The sequence below is a fragment of the Klebsiella sp. AqSCr genome, assembly GCF_008452795.1.
GTDB classification, from domain to species: Bacteria; Pseudomonadota; Gammaproteobacteria; order Enterobacterales; family Enterobacteriaceae; genus Klebsiella; species Klebsiella pneumoniae.
The window spans coordinates 1,100,152-1,115,051 of the sequence record NZ_MJDM01000005.1; the positions used below are offsets into that span (position 1 = coordinate 1,100,152).

Annotated in this window: 17 protein-coding genes; 7 read left to right on the forward strand and 10 right to left on the reverse strand. The window is 57.2% G+C overall.

The window, feature by feature from the left end; all coding sequences use genetic code 11:
* Positions 1-8: 8 nt before the first annotated feature.
* The gene (locus BHE81_RS09270) at positions 9-1,307 is read right to left on the reverse strand and encodes a D-amino acid dehydrogenase (protein WP_009307557.1); all 1,299 of its coding nucleotides are present in this window, start codon (positions 1,305-1,307) and stop codon (positions 9-11) included.
* 98 nt (positions 1,308-1,405) lie between these two features.
* Positions 1,406-1,552: a hypothetical protein gene (locus BHE81_RS28190; protein ID WP_004145506.1), complete on the reverse strand. Its 147-nt coding sequence runs from the start codon at positions 1,550-1,552 to the stop codon at positions 1,406-1,408.
* Between the two features lie 76 nt (positions 1,553-1,628).
* Here BHE81_RS28190 and BHE81_RS09275 point away from each other — a divergent pair, with 76 nt between their 5' ends.
* Positions 1,629-3,161, forward strand: a complete 1,533-nt coding sequence (locus BHE81_RS09275) for a SpoVR family protein (protein WP_002910889.1) — start codon at positions 1,629-1,631, stop codon at positions 3,159-3,161.
* A 74-nt stretch (positions 3,162-3,235) separates the two neighbouring features.
* On the opposite strand, the gene fadR is transcribed toward BHE81_RS09275, so the two are convergent.
* Positions 3,236-3,955 carry a fatty acid metabolism transcriptional regulator FadR gene (gene fadR, locus BHE81_RS09280; RefSeq protein ID WP_002910890.1) on the reverse strand — a complete coding sequence of 240 codons (720 nt, stop codon included), beginning with the start codon at positions 3,953-3,955 and terminating at the stop codon, positions 3,236-3,238.
* Between the two features lie 248 nt (positions 3,956-4,203).
* Here fadR and nhaB point away from each other — a divergent pair, with 248 nt between their 5' ends.
* The 3 genes from nhaB (at position 4,204) to BHE81_RS09295 (ending at position 6,921) form a co-directional block, all read left to right on the forward strand.
* On the forward strand, positions 4,204-5,754 hold the full coding sequence (gene nhaB, locus BHE81_RS09285; RefSeq protein ID WP_009307552.1) for a sodium/proton antiporter NhaB: 1,551 nt from the start codon (positions 4,204-4,206) through the stop codon (positions 5,752-5,754).
* A gap of 128 nt (positions 5,755-5,882) precedes the next feature.
* Complete coding sequence (gene dsbB, locus BHE81_RS09290; RefSeq protein WP_002910894.1) at positions 5,883-6,413, forward strand: disulfide bond formation protein DsbB; 531 nt, start codon at positions 5,883-5,885, stop codon at positions 6,411-6,413.
* Between the two features lie 163 nt (positions 6,414-6,576).
* The gene (locus BHE81_RS09295) at positions 6,577-6,921 is read left to right on the forward strand and encodes a DUF1971 domain-containing protein (protein ID WP_002910895.1); all 345 of its coding nucleotides are present in this window, start codon (positions 6,577-6,579) and stop codon (positions 6,919-6,921) included.
* 6 nt (positions 6,922-6,927) lie between these two features.
* Here BHE81_RS09295 and BHE81_RS09300 read toward each other — a convergent pair whose 3' ends face one another.
* The 3 genes from BHE81_RS09300 to BHE81_RS09310 form a co-directional block, all read right to left on the reverse strand.
* Complete coding sequence (locus BHE81_RS09300) at positions 6,928-7,374, reverse strand: YcgN family cysteine cluster protein (protein WP_002910896.1); 447 nt, start codon at positions 7,372-7,374, stop codon at positions 6,928-6,930.
* Between the two features lie 94 nt (positions 7,375-7,468).
* Positions 7,469-8,128 carry a fumarylacetoacetate hydrolase family protein gene (locus BHE81_RS09305; protein ID WP_004180422.1) on the reverse strand — a complete coding sequence of 220 codons (660 nt, stop codon included), beginning with the start codon at positions 8,126-8,128 and terminating at the stop codon, positions 7,469-7,471.
* A gap of 16 nt (positions 8,129-8,144) precedes the next feature.
* Complete coding sequence (locus tag BHE81_RS09310) at positions 8,145-8,426, reverse strand: YcgL domain-containing protein (protein ID WP_002910898.1); 282 nt, start codon at positions 8,424-8,426, stop codon at positions 8,145-8,147.
* 126 nt (positions 8,427-8,552) lie between these two features.
* On the opposite strand from BHE81_RS09310, the gene minC reads away from it, so the two are divergent.
* Genes minC through minE form a run of 3 tightly spaced genes read left to right on the forward strand, consistent with a single transcriptional unit; the run spans position 8,553 to position 10,360 of the window.
* Positions 8,553-9,251, forward strand: coding sequence for a septum site-determining protein MinC (gene minC, locus BHE81_RS09315; RefSeq protein ID WP_004180423.1), 699 nt, complete (start codon positions 8,553-8,555; stop codon positions 9,249-9,251).
* Between the two features lie 23 nt (positions 9,252-9,274).
* Positions 9,275-10,087 (forward strand): septum site-determining protein MinD, encoded by an 813-nt coding sequence (gene minD / locus BHE81_RS09320; RefSeq protein WP_002910900.1) that lies wholly within the window; start codon positions 9,275-9,277, stop codon positions 10,085-10,087.
* Between the two features lie 3 nt (positions 10,088-10,090).
* The gene (gene minE, locus BHE81_RS09325; protein WP_002910902.1) at positions 10,091-10,360 is read left to right on the forward strand and encodes a cell division topological specificity factor MinE; all 270 of its coding nucleotides are present in this window, start codon (positions 10,091-10,093) and stop codon (positions 10,358-10,360) included.
* 77 nt (positions 10,361-10,437) lie between these two features.
* Here minE and rnd read toward each other — a convergent pair whose 3' ends face one another.
* From rnd to tsaB, 4 genes are all read right to left on the reverse strand, one after another.
* Positions 10,438-11,553: a ribonuclease D gene (gene rnd / locus BHE81_RS09330; protein ID WP_004148826.1), complete on the reverse strand. Its 1,116-nt coding sequence runs from the start codon at positions 11,551-11,553 to the stop codon at positions 10,438-10,440.
* 81 nt (positions 11,554-11,634) lie between these two features.
* Positions 11,635-13,320 carry a long-chain-fatty-acid--CoA ligase FadD gene (fadD, locus tag BHE81_RS09335; RefSeq protein WP_002910904.1) on the reverse strand — a complete coding sequence of 562 codons (1,686 nt, stop codon included), beginning with the start codon at positions 13,318-13,320 and terminating at the stop codon, positions 11,635-11,637.
* 205 nt (positions 13,321-13,525) lie between these two features.
* On the reverse strand, positions 13,526-14,107 hold the full coding sequence (locus tag BHE81_RS09340) for a Slp family lipoprotein (protein WP_023282757.1): 582 nt from the start codon (positions 14,105-14,107) through the stop codon (positions 13,526-13,528).
* Positions 14,108-14,145: 38 nt separating this feature from the next.
* Complete coding sequence (gene tsaB, locus BHE81_RS09345) at positions 14,146-14,841, reverse strand: tRNA (adenosine(37)-N6)-threonylcarbamoyltransferase complex dimerization subunit type 1 TsaB (protein WP_004151443.1); 696 nt, start codon at positions 14,839-14,841, stop codon at positions 14,146-14,148.
* Positions 14,842-14,900 lie beyond the last annotated feature (59 nt).

Genomic DNA, 14,900 nt, shown 5'->3' on the forward strand with positions numbered 1-14,900 from the left:
CAAGCTCCTTAGTTGTGTGCGCCGTGCAGGTGCTGCGGGCGCGCCGGGGTAAAACCGGGGCTGTAGCGGGCAACCGCCAGATCGTCGTAAGGGATCGCCGGCGTGCGGCCGGAGATCAGATCGCTGATAAGCTGCCCGGAGCCGCAGGCCATGGTCCAGCCAAGCGTGCCGTGGCCGGTGTTGAGCCACAGATTTTTATACGCTGTGCGGCCGACCACCGGCGTGCCGTCCGGCGTCATCGGCCGCAGGCCCGTCCAGAACGTCGCCTGCTCCACGTGGCCGCCGCGCGGGAACAGATCGCGCACCACCATCTCCAGGGTTTCGCGACGCGGCTGCAGCAGCGTTTTGTTAAAACCGACGATCTCCGCCATGCCGCCGACCCGAATGCGCTGATCGAAGCGGGTGATGGCGATTTTGTAAGTCTCATCAAGGATAGTTGAAACCGGCGCGCCGTCCTCCTGAGCGATCGGAATAGTCAATGAGTAGCCTTTCAGCGGGTAGACCGGTATATCCACCAGCCCTTTAAGCATCGCCGTCGAGTAGGAGCCGAAGGCCATCACATAGGCGTCGCCCTTGATAATCTCATCGCCGCATTTCACCCCGGCAATGCGATCGCCCTCGTGCAGCAGCGCATCCACTGCGGTGTTGAAGCGGAAGGTCACGCCGGCCTGCTCCGCCATCGCCGCCAAACGGGTGGTAAACAGCTGGCAGTCGCCGGTTTCATCATTTGGCAGACGCAGGCCGCCGGTCAGTTTGTGGCTGACCTCCGCCAGCGCCGGCTCCACCTCCGCCAACCGCTTCGCTTCCAGCAGCTGATACGGCACGCCGGCGTCCTCCAGCACCGCGATGTCGCGGGTGGCATTTTCATACTGTTTGGCGGTACGGAACAGCTGCAGCGTCCCGCCCTGGCGCCCTTCATACTGAATGCCGGTGGTGTCGCGCAGCGCCTTCAGGCAGTCGCGGCTGTACTCCGCCAGGCGCACCATACGGCCTTTGTTCTCCATATAGTGGCGGGTGTCGCAGTTGCGCAGCATCTGCCACATCCACTTCAACTGGAACGAGGTGCCGTCAAGACCGATCGCCAGCGGCGCATGGCGCTGAAACATCCATTTGATCGCCTTCAGCGGCACCCCCGGCGCCGCCCAGGGCGCCGCATAGCCGGGAGAAATCTGCCCGGCGTTGGCCGCGCTGGTCTCCTCTGCCGGACCGGGCTGACGGTCGATGACCGTCACGTCATGACCCGCCTGACTCAAATACCACGCGCTGGCTACCCCAACCACCCCACTTCCCAGTATGACGACACGCATAGCGACTCCGTAACAGTTAAAGAACAATCATCTAATTACAAATTGATAACTCAGTTGAAAATATTATTCAACATACGCTTTATTTATGGTGACTTAACTCACAGCAAACCGCACCAGCCCTGCGCTGTGAGATTTACGATCTCATGCTGCGCTTTATTTTTACCCAGCATTAAATTCTGCAAACAAGGCAAAAAAACGGCTTTGAGATGGGGAAATCGCGAAGAAAAGCGATTGGCGTACAGCACAGTTTGCTGCACCGTGTTCTATGCTTGTTTAGAGGTTTTCCGTTCAGAGAAAACCAACAACAACGAGGGCGCGCTAATGGCTACGATTGACTCCATGAACAGGGACACCACCCGTTTAAGCGATGGACCCGACTGGACGTTCGAGTTACTGGAAACCTACCTGGCCGAAGTGGACCGGGTCGCCAAGCTCTATCGTCTTGACACCTACCCGCACCAGATCGAAGTCATTACTTCCGAGCAGATGATGGACGCCTACTCCAGCGTCGGCATGCCCATCAACTATCCGCACTGGTCGTTTGGCAAAAAATTTATTGAGACCGAGCAGGCCTATAAGCACGGTCAGCAGGGTCTGGCGTATGAGATAGTCATCAACTCCAACCCCTGTATCGCCTACCTGATGGAGGAAAACACCATCACCATGCAGGCGCTGGTGATGGCCCATGCCTGCTACGGGCATAACTCGTTTTTTAAAAATAACTATCTGTTTCGCAGCTGGACCGACGCCAGCTCGATCATCGACTATCTGATCTTTGCCCGTAAGTACATCACCGAGTGCGAAGAGCGCTATGGCGTCGACGAAGTAGAGAAACTGCTCGACTCCTGCCACGCGCTGATGAACTACGGCGTCGACCGCTATAAACGTCCGCAAAAAATCTCTCTGCAGGAGGAGAAAGCGCGGCAGAAAAGCCGGGAAGAGTATCTGCAAAGCCAGGTGAATATGCTGTGGCGCACCCTGCCGAAGCGCGAAGAGGAAAAAGCGATTGAATCCGCTCGTCGCTACCCTTCCGAACCGCAGGAGAACCTGCTGTACTTTATGGAGAAGAACGCCCCGCTGCTCGAACCGTGGCAGCGCGAGATCCTGCGCATCGTGCGTAAAGTCAGCCAGTATTTCTACCCGCAGAAACAGACCCAGGTGATGAACGAGGGGTGGGCCACCTTCTGGCACTACACCATCCTCAACCATCTCTACGATGAAGGGAAAGTGACTGAGCGCTTTATGCTGGAGTTTCTCCACAGCCATACCAACGTGGTGTTCCAGCCGCCGTACAACAGTCCGTGGTACAGCGGGATTAACCCCTACGCGCTGGGCTTCGCCATGTTCCAGGACATCAAGCGCATCTGTCAGTCGCCCACGGAAGAGGATAAGTACTGGTTCCCCGATATCGCCGGTTCTGACTGGCTGGAAACGCTGCATTTCGCCATGCGCGACTTTAAGGATGAAAGCTTTATCAGTCAGTTCCTGTCGCCGAAGATCATGCGCGATTTCCGCTTCTTTACCGTGCTCGACGACGATCACAACAATTATCTGGAGATCTCGGCGATTCACAACGAAGAGGGCTATCGCGAGATCCGCAATAAGCTCTCCGCGCAGTATAACCTCAGCAATCTTGAGCCGAACATCCAGGTGTGGAACGTTGACCTGCGCGGCGACCGATCGCTGACCTTGCGCTATGTGCCGCACAACCGCGTCCCGCTGGACAAAGGCCGGCGCGAAGTGCTGAAGCATGTGCATCGTCTGTGGGGGTTCGATGTGCTGCTGGAGCAGCAGAACGCCGACGGCAGCATTGAGCTGTTGGACCGCTGCCCGGCGCGGCCGAACGCGCTATAGCATTGCGGGGCGAGTAAAATAACAAAGGGGGCCATTGGCCCCCTTGTTCTGTATATCGATCGCGAAAAGCCCGCTTAACGCATATTCATGGCTAAATCACCGGGCAGCGATTTCTGCATCCGGTGCCAGATCTCGCCGCTGTCATGGCCGTAGCGACGAACCAGCTCGTAAACCTGGTCATGCAGGCCAGCCTCACACACTTTCGCCAGCTGATGATAGAAACCGAGCGCCAGGCTGCGCGCTTCCGGGCTGGAGAAATAGTGGCGGCCGATGCGGGTATACAACCCCTTCATGCCGTTGAGGATCAGACCGTAGATCGGGTTGCCGGAGGCAAACGCCAGACCACGGAAAATATTATAATCAAGCTCGGCGAAGGCGTCGGCGTGATCCTCCACCTCCCGGGCGCTGTCCAGGACCGCCAGCGCTTTATCCGGATGCTGGCGAAACGCGGTGCGGATAAAAATCGTGGAAATGTTGGTGCGCACGGAGAGCAGATTATCAATCAGCTGCGGTACGCTGTCGTGATCGAGGCGCGCCAGCGTTTCGAGGATATTCAGGCCGGAGGTTTCCCAAAAGTTATTCACTTTAGTGGGCTTACCATGCTGAATGGTCAGCCAGCCGTCACGGGCCAGACGCTGCAATACTTCGCGCAGGGTTGTGCGGGTGACACCGATCAGCTCAGAAAGCTCGCGTTCAGCGGGGAGAATCGATCCGGGAGGGAAGCGGTTATTCCAGATACTCTCAATGATGTACTCTTCCGCGAAACCCGCAGGGCTCTGCGCCTTAATGACCATAGTAAGATTTCCATTACACAGCGTTACAATTGCACTCATCATACCAGAGCCGCTATAGCGCAGATAGCATGGCAAGTGAATTAAAAAGGGATCGCCGTTTAATTTTCCGCTTTTACTTTGCGCTTTTCCTTATCTTCACAAACCGCCAGCGCGGCGCGAAGAAAGTTGCTTCTCATTTTGCTCAACTGGTACTCTTGCCAATCGTTATGCACAAAACCATGCACTCATTGACGGGGAAGGATTCTGTCGTGGAAATTTCTTATGGCCGCGCGCTGTGGCGCAATTTTCTTGGCCAGTCGCCGGACTGGTACAAGCTGGCATTAATCATTTTCTTAATCGTAAATCCGCTGGTGTTCGCCGTGGCGCCGTTTGTCGCCGGCTGGCTGCTGGTGGTCGAGTTTATCTTTACCCTCGCCATGGCGCTGAAGTGCTATCCGCTGCTGCCGGGTGGTCTGCTGGCTATCGAGGCGCTGCTGATCGGCATGACCAGCCCGGCGCACGTCCGGGAAGAGATCGCCGGCAATCTGGAGGTGCTGCTCCTGCTGATGTTCATGGTGGCGGGTATCTACTTTATGAAACAGCTTTTGCTGTTCGTGTTTACGCGCCTGCTGCTGGGGATCCGCAGCAAAATGCTGCTATCGCTGGCGTTCTGCCTGGCGGCCGCCTTCCTCTCGGCCTTTCTCGATGCGCTGACGGTGGTGGCGGTAGTGATCAGCGTCGCCGTCGGGTTCTACGGCATCTATCACCGCGTCGCCTCGGCGCGCCCGGACGATAGCGACCTGCTCGATGACAGCCATATCGAGCAGCACTACCGTGAGGTGCTGGAGCAGTTCCGCGGCTTTCTGCGCAGCCTGATGATGCACGCCGGCGTCGGGACCGCGCTCGGCGGCGTCATGACCATGGTCGGCGAGCCGCAAAACCTGATTATCGCCAAAGCCGCGGGCTGGCATTTTGGCGAGTTCTTTCTTCGCATGGCGCCCGTGACCCTGCCGGTGATGGTCTGCGGTCTGTTAACCTGTCTGCTGGTCGAAAAGTATCGCCTGTTTGGCTACGGCGAACCGCTACCGCCGACGGTGCGCAAGGTGCTGCAGGAGTTTGACGATCGCAGCCGCGCCCAGCGCAGCCGTCAGGAGCGACTGCGGCTGATTGCCCAGGCGCTCATTGGCGTTTGGCTGATCGTGGCCCTGGCTTTTCACCTGGCTGAGGTCGGCCTGATTGGCCTGTCGGTGATCATCCTCGCCACCACCTTTACCGGCGTTACCGATGAGCACGCCATTGGCAAGGCGTTCACCGAGGCGCTGCCCTTTACCGCGCTGCTGACGGTCTTCTTCTCCATCGTCGCGGTTATCATCGATCAGCAGCTGTTCACGCCGGTGATCGAGTTTGTCCTGCAGGCCTCGCCGCACGCGCAGCTGTCGCTGTTTTATCTGTTCAACGGCCTGCTGTCGTCCATTTCGGATAACGTGTTTGTCGGCACGGTCTACATCAACGAAGCGAAAGCGGCGCTCGAACATGGCGCCATCAGCCTGCCCCAGTTTGAGATGCTGGCGGTAGCGATCAACACCGGCACCAACCTGCCCTCGGTGTCCACCCCGAACGGCCAGGCGGCGTTTCTCTTCCTGCTGACTTCCGCCCTGGCGCCGCTTATTAGGCTCTCCTATGGCCGTATGGTGTGGATGGCGCTGCCCTACACCATCGTACTGACGCTGGTCGGCCTGTTATGCGTCGAGTTCACCCTGATGCCAGTCACCGACTGGCTGCTGGCGCACGGCTGGCTGGTGACGCCCAGCCTGCCCTGAGTCAGTTTTTGCCCGGGTTCGCCCGGGCGCATCAATAACCCGTTACGGAATATTTTCCGCCGCGCCTCTGGCGTCGGTTCGGTTTTCGTTTACACTGCCATGATTTAGCATCTTCCAGGGAAATGATTATGTTGCAATATTTAAACCAGTGCTCAAGAGGACGCGGTGCCTGGCTCCTGATGGCGTTGACCGCTTTTATTCTCGAACTTGTCGCGCTGTGGTTCCAGCACGTGATGCTGCTGCAGCCGTGTGTCATGTGTATTTACGAACGCTGCGCGCTGTTCGGCATCATGGGCGCGGGACTGGTGGGCGCTATCGCCCCCAAAACGCCGCTGCGCTATGTCGCCATGGCAATCTGGTTGTACAGCGCGATACGCGGACTACAGCTGGCGTGGGAGCATACGATGATCCAGCTGCACCCTTCACCGTTCCAGACCTGCGATTTCGCCGCCCGCTTCCCAACCTGGCTGCCGCTGGATAAATGGCTGCCGCAGGTTTTCGTTGCGTCCGGAGACTGTTCAGTACGTCAGTGGCAGTTCCTGTCGCTGGAGATGCCGCAATGGCTGGTGGGGATTTTCGCCGCCTATCTGCTGGTCGCTATTCTGGTGATCGTTGCTCAGCCTTTCAAAGCGAAAAAACGCGATCTGTTTGGTCGTTAAGCCGCGGCGAGTACAGCCCACAATGAAACGCCCTGCGGGGCGTTTTTTTATGCCTCCTGCGCATCGCTGAATCGTTTCCCGTCTATGGTTGACCTCTATGGTTGACCATAGCAATTAAAAGGAGCATATTAAATACATCTTTTAAAACCCAACAGGAGCTCACATGTCATCTTTACTGATCCCCGCAGACTGGAAAGTTAAACGCTCCACCCCATTCTTTACCAAAGAGAATGTCCCTGCCGCCCTGCTGAGCCACCACAACACCGCGGCTGGCGTCTTCGGCCAGCTGTGCGTCATGGAGGGAACGGTGACCTATTACGGTTTTGCCAATGAACAGGCGACGGAGCCGGAGAAAAAAGTCGTGATTCATGCCGGGCAGTTTGCTACCAGTCCGCCGCAGTACTGGCACCGCGTCGAACTCAGTGACGACGCCCGCTTCAATATTCACTTCTGGGTGGCGGAAGAAACCGACGGTGAAAACGGGCTGTTCCACGCGAAGAAAGCGTGACGGCGCTTAGCGCGCCCTGTCAGGCAGATTAAGGATATGGTCCTGCCAGTCGACCACCGTGGACTCAGGCACCGCAATATGGCGAACGGAGATGCGTTCGCCGTGCATCGCCGCTTTTGAGCCAGTCAGCAGCGGGTGCCAGGCCGGCAGAGGCTTGCCTTCCGCCAGCAGGCGATAGGCACAGGTCGGCGGCAGCCATTCGAAGGTCGGCAGATTTTCGCGGGTAAGCTTGATGCAGTCCGGCTCATACTCAAAGCGACGCGCGTAGTTACGACACTGGCAGGTTTTGATATTGAGCTGACGACAGGCGACGTTGGTGAAGTAGATCTCGTCAGTGTCTTCATCCATCAGCTTGTGCAGGCAGCACTGGCCGCAGCCGTCACACAGCGATTCCCACTCCGCGTCGCTCATGTCATCCAGTGTTTTTTGTTGCCAGAAAGGTTGTTCGCTCATCGGAGTGTCCGTCGTTGCCAGTTAAGGGTGCACCTTATAACCAGTCTGGCACGCCGATGCAAGTTTTGCCGCCCCAAAAGGCGGCAAATAGCGCTTACAGCACGCGGGTAGTGAGCGCCAGGCCGTTGAAGCCGACCTCCAGCTCGTCACCGCTGTGCAGCGGCCCCACGCCTTCCGGGGTGCCGGTGAGGATCACATCCCCGGCTTTGAGGGTAAAGAAGCGCGACATATAGGCGATCAGCGGCACAATCCTATGGATCATGTCGGCAGTGGTGCCCTGCTGGCGCACTTCGCCATTAATCTTCAGGCTTAACGACGTATTCTGCGGGTCGCCGTGGAACTCAGCGGCCGGGATAAAGCCGGAGATCGGACAGGCATTATCGAAGCCTTTGGCCTTCTCCCAGGGTTGTCCCGCTTTTTTCATTTTCGCCTGCAGGTCGCGCAGCGTGAGATCCAGCGCGACGCCATAGCCGGCAATCCCTTTCAGCACATGCTCTTCCGTCGCCTGACGCAGCGTGCTGCCGATAAGCACCGCCAGCTCGACTTCGTGATGCACCGAGCCCAGCCCCTCAGGAAGCACCAACGGCTGACGAAGATCGCACAGCGCAGTCTCAGGTTTAATAAACAGCACCGGCTCTTCCGGCGTCGCACTGCCCATTTCCTTGATGTGTTTCGCATAATTACTGCCGACGCACACTACTTTGCTTACTGGATAATCCAGAAGCGCACCCTGCCAGTTATGATGTTGGTACATTATTTTCCCTCGTGGGTTAATCGGATTGTTTCCCCTGTTCCGCCAGGTGTTTCTTTAGTAGATTTTCAGACGGCGGAGGCAGTTGCAGGTAATAGCCCTGTTCGCTTAACGCCTGTTTCACTTTTTCCAGATCGGCGTTAACCAGTTTTTTGCGCCCATCCAGCGGCAGCAGCATCGCCATTTGCGGCGTGCCAAAGCTGCGCATTAGCTCGTCAGGAACGCGCGAGAAATCGTCCTTTTTTTCGACGTATAAATAGGTTTGTTCACGTTTAGTACTTCGATAGATCACACAAAACATAGTTTTACTCGGAATTAGACCCGTGGTCACTTGCCTCAATATATGAGTGACTATAACATGCCTTTTAGTCTTCGGAATATCACCGCACTTCGGCGGTTGATAAACAGCAAATTGAGTAAGGCCAGGATGTCAAATACGCCAATCGAACTTAAAGGCAGTAGCTTCACGTTATCTGTCGTTCATTTGCACGATGCAAATCCCGAGGTTATTCGTCAGGCGTTAGAAGACAAAATCGCCCAGGCTCCCGCTTTTTTACGTCATGCTCCGGTGGTGGTGAATATCGCCAGCATCGAGGAGGAGGTGGAATGGCGCGCCATCAACGAGGCTATCGCCGCGACCGGTTTACGTATTATGGGCGTTAGCGGATGCAAAATTCCGCGCCTGAAAACCGAAATCGACCGCGCCGGCATCCCGTTATTAACCGAAGGGAAAGAAAAAGCCTCTCGTCCGGCACCGTCCGACCCCACCCCGCCGCCGCCAGTTGCTAGTCAGATCACAAAAACGCGTTTGATTGATCAGCCGGTACGTTCCGGTCAGCGCATTTATGCGCCACACTGTGATCTTATTGTTACAAATCATGTGAGTGCCGGTGCGGAACTTATCGCTGACGGAAATATCCATGTATATGGCATGATGCGAGGACGCGCGCTGGCAGGCGCCGGTGGCGACAGAGACGCCCAGATATTTTGTACCCACCTTGCGGCGGAGCTGGTCTCCATCGCCGGGGAATATTGGCTGAGCGATAACATCCCGGCCGAATTTTATGGCAAAGCGGCGCGCCTGCGTTTAGGTGAAAGCGCTTTGGCAATTCAACCGTTAAATTAATCCCTTTTTAACAAGGAATTTCTATGGCACGCATTATTGTTGTGACTTCGGGTAAAGGGGGCGTTGGCAAGACCACCTCCAGCGCGGCCATCGCTACAGGTTTGGCCCAGAAGGGAAAGAAAACCGTCGTTATCGACTTCGACATCGGCCTGCGTAACCTCGACCTGATTATGGGCTGCGAACGTCGCGTCGTTTATGATTTCGTCAACGTCATTCAGGGCGATGCCACACTGAACCAGGCGCTGATTAAAGATAAGCGCACGGAAAATCTCTACATTCTCCCGGCTTCCCAGACCCGGGATAAAGACGCTCTGACTCGCGAAGGCGTCGACAAGGTTCTCGAAGAACTGAAGAAAATGGAATTCGATTTCATCGTCTGTGATTCCCCGGCAGGCATTGAAACCGGTGCGCTGATGGCGCTTTACTTTGCTGATGAAGCCATCATCACCACTAACCCGGAAGTCTCCTCCGTTCGCGACTCCGACCGTATCCTTGGCATTCTCGCCTCTAAATCCCGCCGCGCGGAAAATGGCGAAGAGCCAATCAAAGAGCATCTGCTGCTGACCCGCTACAATCCAGGCCGCGTTAATAAAGGCGATATGCTGAGCATGGAAGACGTGCTGGAAATTCTGCGCATCAACCTGGTAGGCGTGATCCCGGAAGACCAGTCAGTCCTGCGCGCATCCAACCAGGGTGAGCCGGTGATCCTCGATGCCGCCTCGGACGCAGGCAAAGCCTATGCCGATACCGTTGAACGTCTGCTCGGAGAAGAACGCCCTTTCCGCTTCATTGAAGAAGAGAAGAAAGGTTTCCTCAAACGCCTGTTCGGAGGATAAATTATGGCTTTACTCGACTTTTTTCTCTCGCGAAAAAAGAACACGGCTAATATTGCGAAAGAACGCCTGCAAATCATCGTCGCCGAGCGCCGCCGCGGCGACGCGGAGCCGCATTACCTGCCGCAGTTACGCAAAGATATCCTGGAAGTGATCTGTAAATACGTACAGATCGACCCGGAGATGGTCAGCGTGCAGCTGGAGCAGCGGGACGGGGATATATCCATTCTTGAGCTGAACGTGACCCTACCCGAAACGGAAGAGTCGAAATCCTGACCTGTCGCGCTATCGCGAAAAAAAACCGGCTACGCCACGCGCCGCCGGTTTTTTAATGGTCTGAACCTGGCCGCGAACTAGCGCGGATAGTCGTTTAACAGCCTCTTCAGCCGCTCGGCCATCAGCTCCCCGCGCCAACCGGAAATCAGCTCAGGTTCACCGGCTTGCGTTTTCAGCTGCCAGTGCCAGTTCAGCAGCTGGTTGATCTGCCGACGCGACGCCAGCAGCTCCGCGCTTACGCCCTTCTCCGTGCTCACTTCCTGCACCAGCGCTTTAATATCTTTAAAGGCTTTGCGGTAGCCCGGCATGTCGATCAGGTTCTGCAGCGGCGCCGGCAGGGCCGACTCCGGCAGCGCCTGCGCTTTTTCGACCAGGCTAATCAGCGTTTTGCCGTGGAAGCGAATTTCGCTACCGGATAACCCGAGGCTGTCGAGCTCGCCCAGGCTGGTGGGCATATAGCGCGCCACGCTCCACAGATGCTCTTCCCGCACCACAAAGTTTACCGCCAGGTCGCGCTCGCGCGCTTTGCGCAGGCGCCACTCCGCCAACAGCTGCAGACAACCCAGCTGGCGGGTACGCAGCTGCCAGGCGTTGCCGATATCGCGCCAGGCCTCGGCCGGGTCGACCACCTCCTGACGACGCTGCTGCATCACGCGGCACTCGTCGAGCGCCGCCGGCAGCCAGCCAGCGCGATCGGTCTCCGCCATTAACTGGCTGGCGATCGGCAGCAGATACCAGACGTCGGCCGCGGCATATTCACACTGACGCTCAGTCAGCGGGCGCGCCAGCCAGTCGGTGCGGGATTCACTTTTATCCAGCGCTACCCCGGAATACTCTTCCACCATCGAAGCGAAGCCCCAGGACATTGGGCGGCCGCAGAAGGCCGCCAGGATCTGGGTGTCAATCAGCGGCTGCGGCATCAGGTTAAATGCATTAAGGAAGACTTCTAAATCTTCGCTGCCGGCATGCAGGTATTTAGTCACATCCTGGTTGAGCAGCAGGTCGCGCATCGGCGCCCAGTCGTTAATCGTCAAGGGATCGATCAGAGAGACCTGCTGGCCGTCGAACAGCTGCAGCAGGCCCAGCTGCGGGTAATAGGTGCGGGTGCGGACAAATTCCGTATCCAGAGCGACGGCGGAGGCCGCGCTTGCCGCTTCGCAGACAGCGCGCAGGCCATCGTCGGTGGTGATCATCTGATAGTTCAAAGCATACTCTCTTAACTTGCGCCCATAAAAAACGCCGGCGTAGCCGGCGTCAGGCGACTCATTCGTTACTTAGCCTTTATTGTCCACTTTAGCGCGCGCTTCGTCACGCAGTTCTCGCCGCAAAATTTTTCCGACGTTGGATTTCGGCAGTTCGTCACGGAATTCCACCAGCTTCGGCACCTTGTATCCGGTCAAATGGCGACGGCAGAACGTAATCAGCGCCTCTTCGGTTAACGCAGCATCTTTCTTGACTACGAAAATCTTCACCGCTTCGCCGCTGCTGCCGGACGGCACGCCGATGGCCGCCACTTCCAGCACCCCGCTATGCTGCATGACCACATCTTCGATTTCGTTCGGATAGACGTTAAAACCCGACACCAGGATCATATCTTTTTTGCGATCGACGATGCGCAGGAACCCCTCTTCATCCATCACCGCGATATCCCCGGTGTGCAGCCAGCCGTCTTTGATAATCTCATCCGTCGCGTCAGGGCGCTGCCAGTAGCCCAGCATCACCTGCGGCCCTTTAATACAGAGCTCGCCCGGCTGACCCGGCGCCACTTCGTTATCATCATCATCCACCAGTTTGGCTTCGGTGGAGGGCACCGGCAGGCCAATGCTGCCGCTGTGGTAGTCAATATCGTGCGGGTTAACGCTGACCAGCGGGGAACACTCTGTCAGGCCGTAGCCCTCCAGCAGATATTGCCCGGTCAGTTTTACCCAGCGCTCGGCCACCGCCTGCTGCACCGGCATTCCACCGCCGGCGGACAAATGCAGCGAGGAGAAATCAAGCTGCTGGAACTCTTTGTTGTTCAGCAAGGCGTTGAACAGGGTATTGACCCCGGTCATGGCGGTAAAAGGATACTTCGCCAGCTCCTTCACCAGCCCGGGGATATCGCGTGGGTTGGTGATCAGCAAATTTTGCCCGCCCAGTTCGATAAACAGCAGGCAGTTCATGGTCAGGGCGAAAATGTGATACAGCGGCAGCGCGGTCACCACGAACTCTTTGCCGCGATGCAGCAGCGGGCCGTAGGTGGCATTGACCTGCTCGAGGTTAGCCAGCATATTGCGGTGGGTGAGCATCGCACCTTTGGCCACGCCGGTGGTGCCCCCGGTGTACTGCAGAAACGCCAGATCTTCCGCAACGATCTCCGGCTTGACGTACTGCATGCGATAGCCGTGCTGCAACGCGCTGCGAAACGAGATGGCGTCCGGCAGGTGGTACTTCGGCACCAGGCGCTTAATGTACTTGACCACAAAGTTCACCAGCGTGCCTTTGGCGGTGGAAAGCTGGTCGCCCATGCGCGTCAGGATCACATGCTGGACCTGAGTTTTCGCCACCACTTTTTCCAGGGTATGGGCAAAGTTGGAGACTATGACGATCGCCGCCGCGCCGCTGTCGTTGAGCTGATGCTCCAGTTCGCGCGGGGTATATAAGGGGTTGACGTTAACCACGATCATCCCGGCGCGCAGGATGCCAAACAGAGCCACCGGATACTGCAGCAGGTTAGGCATCATCAGGGCCACGCGATCGCCCTTCTGTAACCCCAACCCCTCCTGAAGATAAGCGGCGAAGGCGCGACTACGCTCCTCCAGCTTACGGTAGGTCATCACTTCACCCATATTGATAAACGCCGGTTGGTCGGCGTAACGGGTGGTGGCATGTTCAAACAGTTCAACCAGGGATTGATAGCGGTCAGGATTTATCTCCGCCGGAACATCTGCGGGATAACGGTTTAGCCAAACCTTTTTCACTGCATCACCTCTGAAATAGTTATTCGTCGTCATCACAGCCCCTGGATAATACATTTTGTTAACATTATATTAACTCAGCGTACCAGTTTATTAATTAGGCAATGAGCAGGTTGCGAAGCGCGTCACTATTTTTTTTCTTATTCGACTGAAAACAAAGAAACAGCGGACCGGCCGCTGTTTCTTTGAACTAACATAAACAACAAAATCATTCGGTTACAACGTTTCTCACCTCAGCAGGGCCGGGATTGTACCAGCCCCAGCCGCCATAGCCGTAGCCCCAGGGGCGCGGACCCAGCATCCACGGGTCGATAGGTTGCGGAGGCATCACCACCTGCTGCACTACGTTCCAGCGCTTGTAGCCGGTGGCGTTCATCAGCATAAATTTATACGGCGTGCTGCCCACCTTGCCGTCAACCACCCCGGCGATCGGTCCGACCACAGTCACTAGTTGACCGCGGAAATCCACCGGATCGAGGAAGCCATTGACGTCAGCAAAAATCCTTCCGCGGGACGGCTCGCCCAGCACTGGCCGCGCGCCGCTGTCCAGCGGTACGGTGGCGATTTCTAAGCGGGTTTTCCCCTGCTGGTTTTGCACATTGACCACCTTACCGCCAAAGCGCGCTTCCTGGCCAACGTACAGCTGCGGGGCGTTCATCACCCGCACCAAATCCTGCTGCGGCGTCGGGCTGGTGCCTTTGATGGCATCCGGCACCGATACGCAGCCGCTTAGCGCAACGGCAATCGCTGCGGCCAGCAGCCAGCGAACGCCCTGTTTTTGACCCGCCATGATGCGACTCCTTTTCTCAGTCTTCTTGTTACTGAGATTCACTCGCGGCCTGGAAGTTTCTTCCACGCCACCTCGTTTCGCAAATAAACCGGCTCCGCTTTCTCCACGGCCACGGTTTTCCCCGCCGCCAGCAGGTAACAGGCTAACGGCAGCATATCCTCCGCCGCCGGCAATTCAATTTCGCCGCTGCTTAAGGTCAGTCCGCTCGCTTTCGCCAGATCCGGCCACGCCTGCCATCCGGTGCCGACGGTGGCCCATTCGCCGGAAAGCTGTGCCAGTCGTTCGGCTACCGCGTCCGGTTTGAGCACCGCTTCCGTCTCTTCGCCATGCCAGACGCCCTGCTCGTCGCGCTGGTACTCGGCCCAGTAGACTTCGCCCATACGCGCATCAATGGCCGCGAGCACACGGGTGGCGCCGGTTTTGCGCCAGGCGCCCTGCGCCATGGTGGCCAGCGTGGAAACGCCAATCATTGGCAGTTCGGCGCCCAGCGCCAGCCCCTGGGCGATACCGATGCCGATGCGCACGCCGGTAAAGCTGCCCGGACCGCGGCCAAAGGCCAGCGCGTCCAGCTCGCTCAGCGTGGTGCCGCTCTCGGTGAGGACCTCCTGCACCAGCGGCAGGATACGTTGGGTATGTTCGCGGGGACAAATTTCGAAATGAGCACTAAGGGTGCCATCATTCCACAGAGCCGCGGAGCAGGCCTCTGTGGCGGTATCGATAGCCAAAATTCGCATGGGTGGTCACGCTCTCGTTACATAGTTCAGGCCTTCAGGCAGCCTGATTTCCGGCAAAC

What these genes read in the sequence shown, in the direction of transcription:
- BHE81_RS09270 (WP_009307557.1), bottom strand. Translation starts at nt 1,307, where the DNA reads ATGCGTGTCGTCATACTGGGAAGTGGGGTGGTTGGGGTAGCCAGCGCG.
- BHE81_RS09275 (WP_002910889.1), top strand. Translation starts at nt 1,629, where the DNA reads ATGGCTACGATTGACTCCATGAACAGGGACACCACCCGTTTAAGCGAT.
- fadR (WP_002910890.1), bottom strand. Translation starts at nt 3,955, where the DNA reads ATGGTCATTAAGGCGCAGAGCCCTGCGGGTTTCGCGGAAGAGTACATC.
- dsbB (WP_002910894.1), top strand. Translation starts at nt 5,883, where the DNA reads ATGTTGCAATATTTAAACCAGTGCTCAAGAGGACGCGGTGCCTGGCTC.
- BHE81_RS09295 (WP_002910895.1), top strand. Translation starts at nt 6,577, where the DNA reads ATGTCATCTTTACTGATCCCCGCAGACTGGAAAGTTAAACGCTCCACC.
- BHE81_RS09300 (WP_002910896.1), bottom strand. Translation starts at nt 7,374, where the DNA reads ATGAGCGAACAACCTTTCTGGCAACAAAAAACACTGGATGACATGAGC.
- BHE81_RS09305 (WP_004180422.1), bottom strand. Translation starts at nt 8,128, where the DNA reads ATGTACCAACATCATAACTGGCAGGGTGCGCTTCTGGATTATCCAGTA.
- BHE81_RS09310 (WP_002910898.1), bottom strand. Translation starts at nt 8,426, where the DNA reads ATGTTTTGTGTGATCTATCGAAGTACTAAACGTGAACAAACCTATTTA.
- minC (WP_004180423.1), top strand. Translation starts at nt 8,553, where the DNA reads ATGTCAAATACGCCAATCGAACTTAAAGGCAGTAGCTTCACGTTATCT.
- minD (WP_002910900.1), top strand. Translation starts at nt 9,275, where the DNA reads ATGGCACGCATTATTGTTGTGACTTCGGGTAAAGGGGGCGTTGGCAAG.
- minE (WP_002910902.1), top strand. Translation starts at nt 10,091, where the DNA reads ATGGCTTTACTCGACTTTTTTCTCTCGCGAAAAAAGAACACGGCTAAT.
- rnd (WP_004148826.1), bottom strand. Translation starts at nt 11,553, where the DNA reads ATGATCACCACCGACGATGGCCTGCGCGCTGTCTGCGAAGCGGCAAGC.
- BHE81_RS09340 (WP_023282757.1), bottom strand. Translation starts at nt 14,107, where the DNA reads ATGGCGGGTCAAAAACAGGGCGTTCGCTGGCTGCTGGCCGCAGCGATT.
- tsaB (WP_004151443.1), bottom strand. Translation starts at nt 14,841, where the DNA reads ATGCGAATTTTGGCTATCGATACCGCCACAGAGGCCTGCTCCGCGGCT.